This window comes from Paenibacillus sp. W4I10 (assembly GCF_030816325.1).
Taxonomy (GTDB): domain Bacteria; phylum Bacillota; class Bacilli; order Paenibacillales; family Paenibacillaceae; genus Paenibacillus; species Paenibacillus amylolyticus_B.
Genome location: NZ_JAUSXX010000001.1, coordinates 6056514 through 6071572, shown reverse-complemented (window position 1 = coordinate 6071572; position 15059 = coordinate 6056514). Strand labels below are relative to the sequence as shown.

Genomic DNA, 15059 nt, shown 5'->3' with positions numbered 1-15059 from the left:
GGATGCGCACCACTTTCGCTTGACAGCGGAGGCGCGCTTGTAATATTAGAAAGCGAATTCGATCGTATCGACGGCACTCTTTGCGCCTGCCGCCGGTTTATGACATTCAATCCGACTTAGCTCAAGTTGTGGATTTTCCACAATTTGAGAAAGCACCCGCAGGTAATCCTCAGTTAAGGTGCGGATCATCGTTTCTTTGAACAGCTTGGTAGCGTAGAAAAAGCCCCCGCTCAGCGCCCCTTCGTTTTCATACATAAACAGGGTCAGATCAAACTTCGCTTCCTCCAAATGGTCAAGCTCGTAATTCTTCAGACTGACCCCTTCCAGTTCGGCGTCTCGTTCTTCAATATTTTGCAAGTCGAAAACGGCATCGAACAGTGGGAAGCGGCCCGGCTCCCGCTTCACATTCAAACGCTCCACGAGCTCTTCGAATGGATAATCCTGATTCTCAAAAGCTCCCAGAGCCGTTTCCTTGACTTCTTCCAGGTAGGACAGGAACGTTTTGTTGCCCGACGGGCGATTGCGGAGCGCCAGTGTATTAACAAACATGCCGATGACCGGCTCCAAATCAGCGTTAGTTCTTCCCGCCACCGGGGTGCCCACAATTAAGTCTTCCTGCCCGCTGTACTTGGACAGCAGCACAGTATATGCCGCAAGCAGTACCATGTACAGCGTGCTTTCACGCTCGGCCGCCAATTCACGCAGCCTCGCAGAGAGAGAAGCTTCGACGTCGAAATCCAGATGCGCGCCTTCGTAGTTGCGAACTGTAGAACGTTCGTAGTCCATCGGCAGATCCCCCGTCGGCAGATCGCCTTCGAAGGTTTGCAGCCAGTACGCTTCCTGCCGCGCGATCCGCTCTCGGTGAACCTCCGACTGCTGCCAAACGGCATAATCCTTATATTGAATGCGTAGTGGCGGCAGTTCTTCCCCGGCGTATAAACTCGAGAACTCATCCATTACAATCGCCATCGATACACCGTCCGACACAATATGGTGCATATCGAAAAGGAGAATATACCGGTTCGGCTCCAGTTCGATGACTCCGGCGCGCAGCAGCGGCGGCTTGCCGAGATCAAACGGACAAACGAAGTTGCGGACGATCTGCTCGATTTGAGCTGCATCCTCTGTATTCGCTTGATGATGCTCAATAGCAAAATCGACCTGCGGGTAAATCCGCTGAACCGCTTCGCCCTTCACCATTTCAAAACCGGTGCGCAGCGATTCATGCCTTGTTATCAGTTTCCGCAATGCGGCTTCCAAGCGGTCTAAATCAAACTTGCCTTCCACCTGCATCAGTTCCGGCATGTTGTAAAGCTGATCCGCTCCATCCAGCGTATGCTGAATAAACAGCCGTTTCTGCGCGGAGGACAGGGGGTAGTACTCTCTCTCTTCCGCTTGAGGAATAGCCTCATGCTCCCGCCGTTCCATCCGGGCGATTACATCGGCCATCGCCGCAATCGTCGAGTGATGGAATACGTCGCGCAGCGGGAGGTTGACGTTTAGTTCCTTAAATACCTTGCCCGCTAGTGTCGTCGCTCGCAGGGAATGGCCGCCGATGTCGAAGAAGTTGTCGTAAACGCCAATCTCCTTCGTAAGCCCCAGCACCTCCTGCCAAATCACCGCCAGCTTCATTTCCAGCTCATTGCGCGGTGCGACATACTCCGTTCCACTTCCCGCTTCCCCTTCCGGCGCTGGCAGCGCCTTCCGGTCTATTTTCCCGTTCGGCGTCAGAGGCAGGCGTTCCAGCTCCACGAAGTACGACGGGATCATGTAACCTGGCAGCTCCTGCGCCAGCGCACTGCGCAGATCGTTCACTAACAGCTCCGCGCCGGTATCCGGCGTGTAGTATGCGCACAGCGCCTTTTGCCCGTTCGCATCACTTCGAACCAGCACCACCGCTTCGCGCAAGCCTTCCACCCGCAGCAGCTGCGACTCAATCTCACCCGTCTCGATCCGGTAACCCCGGATTTTTGCCTGGTTGTCGATCCGGCCGATGAAATCCACGTTGCCGTCCTCCATCCACCGCGCCAAATCTCCCGTGCGATACAGTCGCTCACCCGCAGTGAAAGGGCTGTCTACAAACTTCTCTTCCGTCAGCTCTGGGCGGTTCAAGTACCCACGTGCTACCCCAACGCCGCCGATGACCAGCTCGCCCAGCACCCCGACCGGCACCGGGTTCAAGTGCGCATCCACAATGTAGAATTTCGCATTTAGCCACGTTTTGCCAATCGGCACATGGCCTGTCTGCGGCAGCTTCGCCAACTCCTCATCATAGAAACTGGAGTCGATCGCCGCTTCCGTCACGCCGTAGGCGTTGATGATGCGGAACAACGAGCCGAACCGTTCCTGTAAGGTTCGGTAATCCGCCACACTGCAACTGTCCGAGCTTGTAATCAACAGCTCCATACCGCTTAACTCCAGCCCCTGCTCATGCACATGCTCCATGAACGGCACGATCAGTGCTGGTGTTGATTCAAAGATTGACACTTGCTCCCGCTCTATCCAGTAGTGCAGACGAGACGGATCGATCCGGTCGTCCTTCGGTACAATGACCATGGTCCCTCCGTTATACAACGTGCGTGCGATATCACCCACGAACACGTCAAACGAGAAGCTGGCGAGCTGCAACAGTCTTACCGGGAACTGATCCAATCGGTATTCCCGTCGGTAACCCGCTGCCGTGTTCACCAGACTGCGATGCTCGATCATTACACCCTTTGGCTTGCCCGTCGTTCCCGACGTATAGATCACGTAGGCCAAATCCTCTAGACGAGCTTCATGGAAGCTGCCCATACCGACAACATCAACATCATTTGGATGACTCTCGCCACCACCGTTCACAGCCCCCGTTAGCTTGCCGTTGACTGGATTGGGAGCACTGCTGGAGCCTTGGCCGAAGTCCATTGGTGCATTCGCTCGGTCTTCGCTGTATGACGTTTCGTCATCGAGATACAGCACCGTCTCCAGTGCCAGTTCCTCTTCGCCGAGCCAGGCTTCGGCACGCTCTCGCAGCGGCGTTTGTGTCAACAGCACCTTCGCTCCGCTGTCTTCCAGCATGAACCGCACGCGGTCCGCCGGATAATCCGGGTCAAGCGGTATATATGCCCCGCCCGCTTTCCAGACGGCCAGCACGGCCACCAGCAAATCGACCGAACGCTCGGCGAGAATGCCAACGATTGACTCCCGGCCGATGCCACTTGTGCGCAGTGTAGCCGCCAAGCGGTTAGCTCGCTCGTTCAGCTCCACATACGTTAGGCGGTTATTTTCATACACGACGGCTTCCGCTTCCGGCGTGTGTTCCACCTGTTCCTCGAACAGTCGGTGGAACGCCGCCACAGGAGCCTCTTCCGGCTGCGCCGGGTTAAACGCGCAGACAATTTCTTCTTTTTCTGCTGCCGTCAGCAAATTCAGCTCGGCAATCTTCGCATCTGGACGGTTTACAATTGTCACGAGCAACTGCTCGTAATGTTTTGCCAACCGTTCAATCGTCTCCCTTTTATAAAGAGCCGTCGCATATTCGAAGCTGTAATCCAACCCGCCGTTCTCCTCGCCCACATCCAAGCTGATATCAAACTTCGCAGTATCCAGTACGCTCGGATAAGGAATCAGGCGAAGCCCTTCCAGCTCAAATTGCTCATTCTCCGTATTTTGCATCGTAAACATCGTGTCGAAGAGTGGATTACGGCTTAAATCACGGGTGACTTGCACCTTGTCCACCAATTGTTCAAACGGATAGTTTTGATGCTCAAAGGCGTGCAGAGTTGTTTCTTTGACTTCGTTCAGGTATGACAGGAATGTTTTCTCCGAAGCCGGAAAACTACGGATCGCCAACGTGTTTAGGAAAATCCCGATCAACGGCTGCACATCTCCATGATTCCTTCCGGCAATCGGCGTTCCAACGATCACGTCTGTCTGACCTGAATATTTGTGCAAAAGCACGTTATACGCCGCAAGCAGAACCATAAACAATGTCGTGCCCGTTTCCGAAGCCAGCTGTTTCAGGCCGTCGGTTTTTGAAGCGTCGAAGAAAAACTCCAGCGTTTGACCTTCATAGCTCTGTACAGCCGGACGTGGATAGTCAGTCGGCATTTCCAGCACCGGAAGCTCGCCCTGGAACATGTCCAGCCAATACGCCCCCTGATGCTGAAGCCGTTCCTGCTGCTCCTGCGAATGCTGCCAAACGGTGTAGTCTTTGTACTGAATGCGCAGCGGCTCCAATTGCTCTCCACCATACAAACGCACGAATTCTTCAACAAAGATTTCCATCGAAACGCCGTCAGAAATAATATGATGCATGTCGTACATCAGAATATGGCGTTCCGGAGCCAGCTCAACAAGGCCTACTCTCAACAGCGGTGGCTTAGCCAAGTCAAACGGACGGACGAAACCGTGAACCACCGCTTCGACCTCTTGCTCATCAGCTTGATAGAACTCCACCGCAAAATTCACATCCTGGTAAACCCGCTGTGATGCTTCGCCATCCAGCATTTCAAACCCGGTGCGCAACATTTCATGCCGCGCCACGAGCTTACGGAACGTTTCTTCGAACCTTGTCCGGTCCAAAGCACCCTCCAGCAGCATCGCTTCCGGCATGTTGTAGCTAAGCTCCGCACCTTCCAGCTGATTCAAGATAAAGAGACGTTTTTGAGCAAAAGATTGCGGGTACACCTCTCGGTCATCCGCCACCGAAATAGCAACGAATGTCTGCTCATCCAGCCGGGAAATGGCCGCCGCCATGCTCTCAATCGTGGAATGCCGGAACACGTCTCGCAGCGGCAGATCCACGTTCAACTCTTTATGAATCTTGCTGACCAACGTTGTCGCGCGCAAGGAGTGGCCACCGATGTCGAAGAAGTTGTCGTGAACACCAATCTCCTTCGTAAGCCCAAGCACTTCCTGCCAAATAACCACCATCTTCATTTCCAGCTCATTGCGCGGTGCGACGTACTGCGTTCCACTTCCCGCTTCTCCTTCCGGCGCTGGCAGCGCCTTCCGGTCTATTTTCCCGTTCGGTGTCAGAGGCAGACGCTCCAGCTGTACGAAGTACGACGGGATCATGTAACCTGGCAGCTCCTGCGCCAGCGCACTGCGCAGATCGTTCACTAACAGCTCCGCGCCGGTCTCCGGCGTATAATACGCACACAACGCCTTCTGCCCGTTCGCATCACTTCGAACCAGCACCACCGCTTCGCGCACACCTTTCACCCGCAGCAGTTGCGACTCGATCTCACCCGTCTCGATCCGGTAGCCCCGAATTTTCGCCTGGTTGTCGATTCGGCCGATGAAGTCCACGTTGCCGTCTCCCATCCACCGCGCCAAGTCTCCTGTGCGGTACAGCCGCTCGCCCGCGACAAACGGACTATCTACGAACTTCTCTTCCGTCAGCTCCGGACGGTTCAAGTACCCACGTGCTACGCCAACGCCGCCGATGACCAGCTCGCCCAGCACCCCGACCGGCACCGGGTTCAGGTGCGCATCCACAATGTAGAATTTCGCATTCAGCCACGCTTTGCCAATCGGCACATGACCTGTCTGCGGCAGCTTCGCCAACTCCTCGTCATAGAAACTGGAGTCAATTGCCGCTTCCGTCACGCCGTAGGCGTTGATGATGCGGAACAACGAGCCGAACCGTTCCTGTAAGGTTCGGTAATCCGCCACACTGCAGCTGTCCGAGCTTGTGATCAACAGCTCCATACCGCTTAACTCCAGCCCCTGCTCATGCACATGCTCCATGAACGGCACGATCAGTGCCGGTGTTGATTCAAAGATCGTCACTTGCTCCCGCTCTATCCAGTAGTGCAGACGAGACGGATCAATCCGGTCGTCCTTCGGTACAATGACCATGGTGCCTCCGTTATACAACGTACGTGCGATATCACCCACGAACACGTCAAACGAGAAGCTGGCGAGTTGCAACAGCCTTACCGGGAACTGATCCAACCGGTATTCCCGCCGGTAGCCCGCCGCAGTGTTCACCAGGCTGCGGTGCTCAATCATTACACCCTTTGGCTTGCCCGTCGTTCCCGACGTATAGATCACGTACGCCAAGTCCTCCGGACAGGCTTCATAGCAGCTGTCCATGCCCACAACCTTCGAATGGCTCTCATCTCCATCGTTCACAGCACCCGACAGTTCGCCGGAGACTTTACCGGAAACCATGCTGGAGCCAAGCGGTGCATTCTCCCGGTCTTCGCTGTATGACGTTTCGTCGTCGAGGTATAGTACCTTCGCCAGTGCCAGTTCCTCTTCGCTGAACCAGGCTTCAGCACGCTCTCGCAGCGGCGTTTGTGTCAGCAGCACCTTCGCTCGGCTGTCTTCAAGCATGAACCGCACGCGGTCTGCCGGATAATCCGGGTCGAGGGGTACATACGCCCCGCCCGCTTTCCAGACGGCCAGCACGGCCACCAGCAGGTCCACCGAACGCTCGGCGAGAATGCCAACAATCTCCTCCCGGCCGATTCCACTTGCGCGCAGAGTTGCCGCCAATCGATTGGCCCGCTCGTTCAGCTCCGCATACGTCAGCCGATCGTTTTCGTACACGACAGCTTCTGCTTCCGGTGTGCGTTCCGCCTGTTCCTCGAACAGTCGGTGGAACGCGGCCACAGGAGCCACTTCCGATTGCGCCGGGTGAAACGCGCCGAGAATTTTCTCTTTTTCATCTTCCGTCAACATGTTCAGCTCAGCGATCTTTGCATTCGGATGGCTTACAATCGCCGCAAGCAAATGTCCAAAATGAATCGACAGCCGCCGGATCGTGCTTTCTTTATAAAGAGCCGTTGCGAATTCAAAGTTGCACTCCAGTCCGCCATTTTCTTCCGTAACATCCACACTCAGGTCGAACTTGGCCATACCATATTCGCTAGGGTACGGGGACAATTTTAGCCCTTCCAGCTCAAACTCTGACTCCTCCAGGTTTTGCAGGGAGAACATCGTGTCAAACAGCGGGTTGCGACTCAAATCCCGGCTAACCTGCACTTTATCGACGAGTTCTTCGAACGGATAATTCTGATGCTCGTAAGCGCCTAAGGTCGTTTCTTTCACTTCTTCCAAATACGACAGGAAGGTCTTCTCCGAAGCCGGATAATTGCGGATCGCCAGCGTGTTGACGAACATTCCGATCAAAGGCTGCATGTCGCCGTGCGTTCTGCCTGCAATCGACGTTCCAACGATCAAATCATCCTGACCTGTGTATTTATGCAAAAGCACGGTATATGCGGCAAGCAACACCATATATAGCGTCGTTCCTCTTTGAGCGGCCAGCTGTTTCAAACCTTCGTTCGTTGCCTCGTCCACAAAGGACGTCAGCGTATGTCCCTCATAGCTCTGTACAGCAGGACGCGGATAGTCTGTCGGCATTTCCAGAACCGGCAACTCGCCCCGGTAACGGTCCAGCCAGTAAGCTTCCTCGCGTTTCAATTGCACTTTTTGCTCGTCCGATTGCTGCCATACCGCATAGTCCTTGTACTGAATGTGCAAAGGCTCTAATGACTCACTGCCATACAGACGAACGAGTTCCTCAACGAACACGTCCATCGAAACCCCGTCGGAGATGATATGGTGCATGTCAAACATCAGTAAATAACGTCCGTTTGCCAGCTCTACGAGCTCGGCACGCAGCAACGGTGGCTTCGCCAAGTCGAAAGGCCGGATAAATGCCTGCACGACTGCAGGCGCTTCTTCCTCGTTCGCATGACGGCACTCGACGGCAAAATTAACGCTCTCATAAATACGTTGTACCGCTTCGCCTTGTACGATCTCAAATCCGGTTCGCAGCGTTTCATGTCGTTTGATAAGTCCGCAGAAAGCTTGCTCCAGCAAGCTATGGTCAATCGATCCTTCGAGCAGCAGCACACCCGGCATGTTGTAGCTCTGATCGGCTCCTTCCAGCTGATTTAGGATAAACAGCCGCTTCTGAGCTGAGGAAAGTGGATAATACACTCTTTCATCTGCCAGCGGAATCGACGAGAACAACTGCTCTTCAATCCGGGAGAGGGCGAGAGCCATCTCTTCGATCGTTGAGTAGCGGAATACGTCGCGCAGAGGCAACTCGACGTTCAACTCCTGATGAACCTTGCTCACCAATGTCGTTGCCCGCAGGGAATGACCGCCCAAGTCAAAGAAGTTGTCATGAACCCCGATGTGCTCCAATCCAAGCACGCTTTTCCATATTTCAGCCAAGCTGGCTTCCAACGGAGTCCGAGGCGGAGTATGTCCTTCACCCGGTTGCAAGCTCTCCTCAGGTGCCGGGAGGGAGCGGCGGTCAACCTTGCCGTTGGTTGTCAGTGGAAGCCGTTCCAACTGGATCAGGTACGCCGGGATCATATAGGCAGGAAGTTCCTGGGAAAGAACGCTCTTCAACTCGGCCGCCGGAAGCTCACGGTCCGCTTCATAATAGGCGCAAAGTTGCTTCTCGCCGGAGGCGTTTTCCCGTGCGAATACCGTCGTTTTCCGAATTCCCTCCACTTTCTGAAGCTGAGCTTCGATCTCGCCCAACTCAATACGGAAGCCGCGGATTTTCACTTGGTCATCCGTACGCCCCACGTATTCAATCGTGCCGTCCGGTAGCCATTTCGCCAAATCCCCTGTCCGGTACATGCGCTCTCCCGGCACAAACGGATGGTCCACAAATTTCTCCGCCGTCAGCTCCGGTCGGTTATTGTAGCCCCGTACCAATCCTTCTCCGCCGACGCAAAGCTCCCCGGCCACGCCGATCGGCAGAAGTTTATTCTGGCTGTCGACGATATACACCGTCGTATTGCTGATCGGCCGTCCGATGGGTACGGTAACCGCGGACTCATCGACAAAGTCGACTGGAAGGTACGTGGTATAAACCGTGCTTTCCGATGGGCCGTACAGGTGGTTGAGCCTGCCCGGTCCGATATGAGCGAGCGCTTTACGCACATGGCCGACCGACACGCGCTCTCCTCCGAACAAAATCGCCCGGACATCCCGTAGGCAGTCGACGTTCACATCCACAAGGACGTTGAAGAAAGCCGTCGTAATCAGCATGACCGAAATTCGCTCGCGCTGGATGAGATCCGCCAGCTGGCCGATCTCCAGCAAAGTCTCGTGGGGAACCAGCACCAGCCGTGCCCCGTTGGTCAAAGCGCCGAAAATATCAAAAATCGCTCCGTCGAACGAATAGCTCGAAAGCTGGAGGACATGATCCCGCTCAGTGATGTCGATATAATTCGTATTTCGCACGATCCGCACGATATTGCGGTGTGAAACAAGGTTGCCTTTGGGCTTGCCCGTCGTGCCTGACGTATAGATGATGCAAGCCAGATCTGTCGCTTCGTTGCTCGGATTTAGATTTGTGCGGTCCTCGTGATAGAAGGACTCGTCATCCAGTAAAATCACGGAGTAAGAACCCGCCAGGCGCTCGCGCAATCGACTTTGCGTCAGCATGACCTGCGCACCCGAATCCTCGATCAAGAAACGGATACGCTCCTCGGGATATTCCGGGTCAATCGGTACGTAAGCGGAACCGGCTTTGTGTGCCGCCAGCATTCCCACCACCATTTCGATGGAACGCTCAGCCATAATGGCGACCAGACGGTCTTTGGATATCCCGTGGCTACGCAAGGTACGAGCAAGGCGGTTAACGCGTTCGTTCAGCTCGCGGTAGGTCAGCTCTTGCCCATTCAAGGAGATGGCAGCTGCATCCGGGATGCGCTCCGCCTGCTCTTCGAACAATTGAATGAGCGTTTTCCCGCGCGGAAATTCCGTTTTGGTGTCGTTAAAACGTCCGAGAAGGTCAGCCTTTTCCGCCTCCGTCACAAGTTCCAGCTCTCCCACGGTAATTTCCGGGTTATCCGCCACCTGCTCCAGCAAATGAACGAGATGCCCCTTGAGCCGCTCAATACTATCTTTATCAAACACTTCGGCGTTAAAGTCGAACCGAATTTCAATCTCGTCTCCCGGCACCACGGTGACGTTGAAGTTATAGTTTGTCTGCTCCTCCATCTGAACATCGGCAATCGTCAGGTCGCCGTGCTGCTGGTCCCCCGCCTGCTCCATCTGCTCATCCACCGGATAGTTCTCAAAAGCGATGATATGGTTGATCAGGTTCTGCTTTTGCACGCTGCGGGCCTGAATTTCATACAGCGGATAGTAATCATAACGCCCGGACTCCAGCGCCCGCTCTTGAAGCTTCGCCATCAGGTCGGCGAACACGGTGTCCGCTTCACTCGTGACCCGGACCGGCACCGTATTGATGAACAGCCCGATCATGGACTCAATACCCGGGATTTCCGCCGGTCTTCCGGCCACGACGCTGCCGAATACGGCATCGTTTGTTCCGTTATATTTTTGCAGCATCACGCCCCAAATAGCTTGCAGCAGTGTATTGACCGTAACCAGGCGCTGTTTCGCCACCCGGTCCATCCGCTCGCTCAAGTCCTTGCCCAGCTCGGCGGTGACGTGATCAGCCGTAAATCTGCCGTTGGGCGCCAGTTCCTTTTGTCCGGGGAGTACGGTTTGCCCTTCATAACCTGCCAGGAATGCCATCCAATAGGCTGATGCCGCCTGATCGTCCTGTTTCTCCAACCATTCGATATAGGCGCCATAATCCGATCCCTTATCTCCCGCTGACTGCTCGCCGGATGCCAAGGCCGAGTATGCGTCAAACAACTCCTGCGTCAGCTGAGCCAGGCACCAGCCGTCCATCAAGATATGTTGAAAACTCCACAGTACATGATAGCTTTGCTCTTCGGTACGCAGGATCGTGAACCGAACGAGCGCGTCATGTTCCATGTCGAAGCCGCGAAGCTTGTCCTCCTCGGCCTTTTTATCCAAGTAAGCTTGTTTCTCGTCCGCCTGCAAATGAAGCAGCTCTTCATATTCAAAACCGACCGGCTTGTCGCGGTATATGATTTGCAGCGGCTCGCCCGCCGGTACTTTCACAAAATTCGCCCGCAGCACCAGATGACGTTTCGCAAGTTCCATCCAACTCCTCTCAAAAAGCTGGACGTCGAGTGCTCCCCGCATCGTAAACCGCGTCTGTTCAAAATAAGCTGCCGTTTGCCGGTCAAGCGCGCTGTGGAACCACATACCCTTCTGCATCGGCGTAAGTGAGTAAATATTTTCGATTTCCCCGAGATGGCCCGAGCGCTGGGCGATGTGCTCCAATTCTGCAATGGTCAAGCCTTTGAATTGCACGTCGCTCGGCGTCAATTCAATGTTTTCTTTGCCTGCACAGTGGATAATGAGGTCTCGGAGACTTTGCTCAAGCCGCTGAGCGAGGGCTTCCATCGTTTTCTTGCGATACTGCTTCCGGCTGTAGCTCAGATCGAGCGATAAAGCGCCGTCCAGCACCATACCGTTGATATCCAGCACAAAGCTGCGGGCCTGCCGGTCGCTAGCCGGGCTGCCGCTGGAATAAGAAGATATGCCGATCTCGTCCTGGTTGACATCATCGTCGAACTGGCCGAGGTAGTTAAAATTAATTTCCGGCTCTGCGCCCCAAACCAAGCCATCCTCCGATTTCGAGAGATAGCGGCATATGCCGTACCCTAGCCCCTTGTTCGGAATACGGCGCAAGTTTTCCTTGACCTGTTTAATCTGATATGCCAAATTTCGGTCGGTTTCCGGCTCCAGGACGACTGGAAACTTGGTCGTAAACCAGCCAACTGTACGCGTGATGTCGATATCCGTTCCGATCGATTCACGTCCGTGTCCTTCGAGATTGATCCGCACCCGTTCGTGCCCCGTCCATTTGCGTAAGGCTATTCCGAGCGCCGTTACCAAAATATCATTCATTTCGGTGTTGTAGGCACGGTGAACCCGCTTCAGTAGCAGCTCCGTTTCTTCGGGAGTCAAACGGACAAACAGCGATTCGCTGTCCTGCTGCGTCGTAACGTCCGGCTCCATATCCTTCGGCACGGCCAGAACCTCCATTTGTTCCACGGCCTGCCAATAGGCCCGTTCCTTTGCCATCTCCGGGCTTTGCGCGTAAGTAACCAGCTGCTCGGACCAAGTGCGGTACGCATCTGTTTTCGCCGGGAAACGAATTTCCTCGCTTTTGCCAGTCTGCTCGTAACCTAGAGCGAAATCCTCCATCAAAATGCGCCAAGACACGCCGTCTACCACGGCATGATGAATCGCGAGCAGCAAATGATCACCGTCCTCGCACTGGAACAGTCCCGCCTTCATGAGGGGACCTTTCTCCAAATCGATGCCCGCTTGAATGTCCGTTGCCTTCGCTTCCACAGCCTGCGTGGGATTCTCCGCATCCTTAAAGTCGAACACGTCCAGCGTGAACAGCCCACCATCCTGAATCGCTCGGGTTAACGCACTAAACCCTTGTTCCGTCTTGCAGAACACCATTCGCAAGGCGTCATGATGCTCGGCCAGCTTTTGCAGCACCTTATACACTGTCTCTTCGTTGAACCGTTCCTTCCGATAAAACATCACCGACTGGTTGAAATGATGCGGGTCCGCAAAGGAACTCTCGAAAAACCAATGCTGAATCGGCGTCAACGCCGTTTCACCCGTTATTTCGCCTTGATCGATGGTACGTCTGATCGGTTTCACATGCAGGCTGAGCTGTGAAATCGTCGGATATTTGAACAAATCCCGGATTTCCAGCTTGTACCCGGCTTGATGAAGCCGCGAAGATACTTGAATGGACTTGATCGAGTCTCCGCCCAGCTCAAAGAAATGATCCGTTACCCCAACACGATCGGCGTTCAACACCGCCTGCCACACATCAGCAAGCGTTCGCTCAGCTTCATTGCGGGGAGCTACGTACACGCCGCCGGTCAGTGCGTTTCCTTCCGGGGCAGGCAAAGCCTTACGATCGATTTTATCGTTCGGCGTGAGCGGCATCCGCTGAAGCTGAACAAAATGCGCCGGAATCATGTAATTCGGCAATTTTTGCGCCAGCGCGCTTCTCAACTCGCCGAGCGTAAGAGGGAGACTCGCGACCAGGTAAGCGCACAGTTCTTGCCCACTTTTGCCTTCCCGCGCGATTACAATCGTCTCCTGCACGGAGTCGATCTTCAGAAGTTGCTCTTCAATCTCACCGACCTCGATTCGGAATCCACGGATTTTCACCTGATGGTCGATCCGGCCCAAGTACTCCATATTTCCGTCCGGCAGCCAGCGGGCGAGATCTCCTGTCCGGTAAAGGCGTTCTCCCGGCGCAAACGGATGTTCCACAAACTTCTCTGCCGTCAGCTCCGGTTGGTTCAGGTAACCTCTCGCAAGCCCCACGCCTGCCACGCACAGCTCGCCGTCCACTCCCGGAGGCACAAGTTGCAGGTGGGCATCCAAAATAAAAATTTGATGATTAGCCAGCGGGCGCCCAATCGGAATGACTCTGCGTTCCGGCTGTTGCTCATCCGCATCCCAAAGCGTCGTAACAATCGAAGCTTCGGTAGGGCCGTAAGCATTGAAATAATGGACCTTCGCTTTCCACTGCTGCACGAATTCGGCCGATACCGCCGAACCTCCCGTTACAAGCTTTGTTAAGCTGGGAAGACGATCCGGGTTCAAATGAGCGCTATACGTCGGAGGCAGAATCGCCGCCGTAATCGCATGCTCGTTCATATAACTCTCGAACAGACGAGTGTCGAGAATTGTCTCGGCCGTCGGGATGTACAAAGCCGCGCCAAAATAGAGTGCTTTGAACACTTCCCAGCAGGATGCGTCGAAGGACAAGCTCGCAAATTGAACGATCCGGTCTTGCTCCGTGATGCCCAGCCTGTCTGCGAACATCAGCTTCAAGCTGACCAAACCACGATGCTCCAGCATGACCCCTTTGGGTTTCCCCGTTGTACCTGACGTATAAATGACATAAGCAAGATCGTTTGGACCACTGGCCGCCTCCAGGTTCGAGCCATCGTCGCTATAGGCTTGTTTATCATCTAGCGCCAATACGGTCCCTTCGAACGGGACTTGCTGTAACAGCTCTCTTTGAGTCAGCAGCAGCTGCGCGTTCGAGTTCTCCAGAATGTAGCGGATACGTTCTTCCGGGTACTCCGGGTCGATCGGCACGTAGGCACCGCCAGCTTTCAGAACCGCCAGAATGCCAATGACCGTCTCCAGCGATCTCCTGACCATCAAGCCTACCAACTGATTGGGCAGCAAACCGACCGATCGTAGCGTACGCGCCAGCTGGTTCGCCCGTTCGTTCAGCTCTGCATATGAAAGCCGCTGCCCCTCAAAGACAACCGCCGTCGCCTCGGGCACACGCTTCGCTTGCTCCTCCACAAGCTGATGAATCGTCTGATCACGAGGATAGTCCTTCTCGGTATCGTTAAAGCTTTGCAGTAATTGAAATTTTTCGTCCTCCGACAGCATGTCCACTCGCACGATGTTCAGCTCCAGCTCATGAAGCCCCACGGACAGCAGGCGATTCAGATGGCCGACGACCCGATTCATGAACTCGGAGTCATATAAGTGCTCGTTATATGACAGCGCTAGCTGTATCGTCCCGCCGGCTAAACTGAATTCAAACGAACAGTCTGTGACCACGTTTTGCCCAATTTCGTCTAGATGCAGCTCCTTAAGGGATACTAGCGTATGGACGAAGGGTATCCCTTCTGCATATTGCAGATCCAGCTTCTCCGTCATTTTCAAGAACGGAATATGTTGATGCTGAATCGCTTCCGGCAAGGAAGTCCTCAGTTCGCTCAGAAGCGTTTTAAAAGTTGCCCCCACCGAAAGCGAGTTTTTCAAAATGACCGTATGATTAACGGATCGACGCGTCTCCCCCTTTTTCGGCACAACCGGCATGCCGACCAGAATGTCTGAAGCTCCTGTATATTTATGCAAGAGTGTCTGAACACCGGCGAGCAAAATCATATAAGCAGCTAGCGGAGCACCCTTGCTCATTTGAAGGACGCGCTGCGCCGCTTCCTCCGAAAGCGAACCGCCAACGGTTTTCACATTGGGCACCAGGGAGTTTGGAGCTTTGCTGTAAGGCAGCCGCGTCAAGGTATAATCGTCACTACCGAATTTTTCGTTCCAAAACAACGTTTCTTTTTCAAAAGCCATCTGGATCGTTCCCCTCTCTTCATCGGTAAAAGCAATCCGGCAGAGCATATGCCGGAGCA

The 15059-nt window shown here is 54.5% G+C and carries 1 protein-coding gene; it reads right to left on the bottom strand.

What is annotated here, in order from left to right; genetic code table 11:
• Window positions 1-45: 45 nt before the first annotated feature.
• The gene (locus QF049_RS27235; protein WP_307543445.1) at window positions 46-15048 is read right to left on the bottom strand and encodes a non-ribosomal peptide synthetase; all 15003 of its coding nucleotides are present in this window, start codon (window positions 15046-15048) and stop codon (window positions 46-48) included.
• Between the last annotated feature and the right edge of the window lie 11 nt (window positions 15049-15059).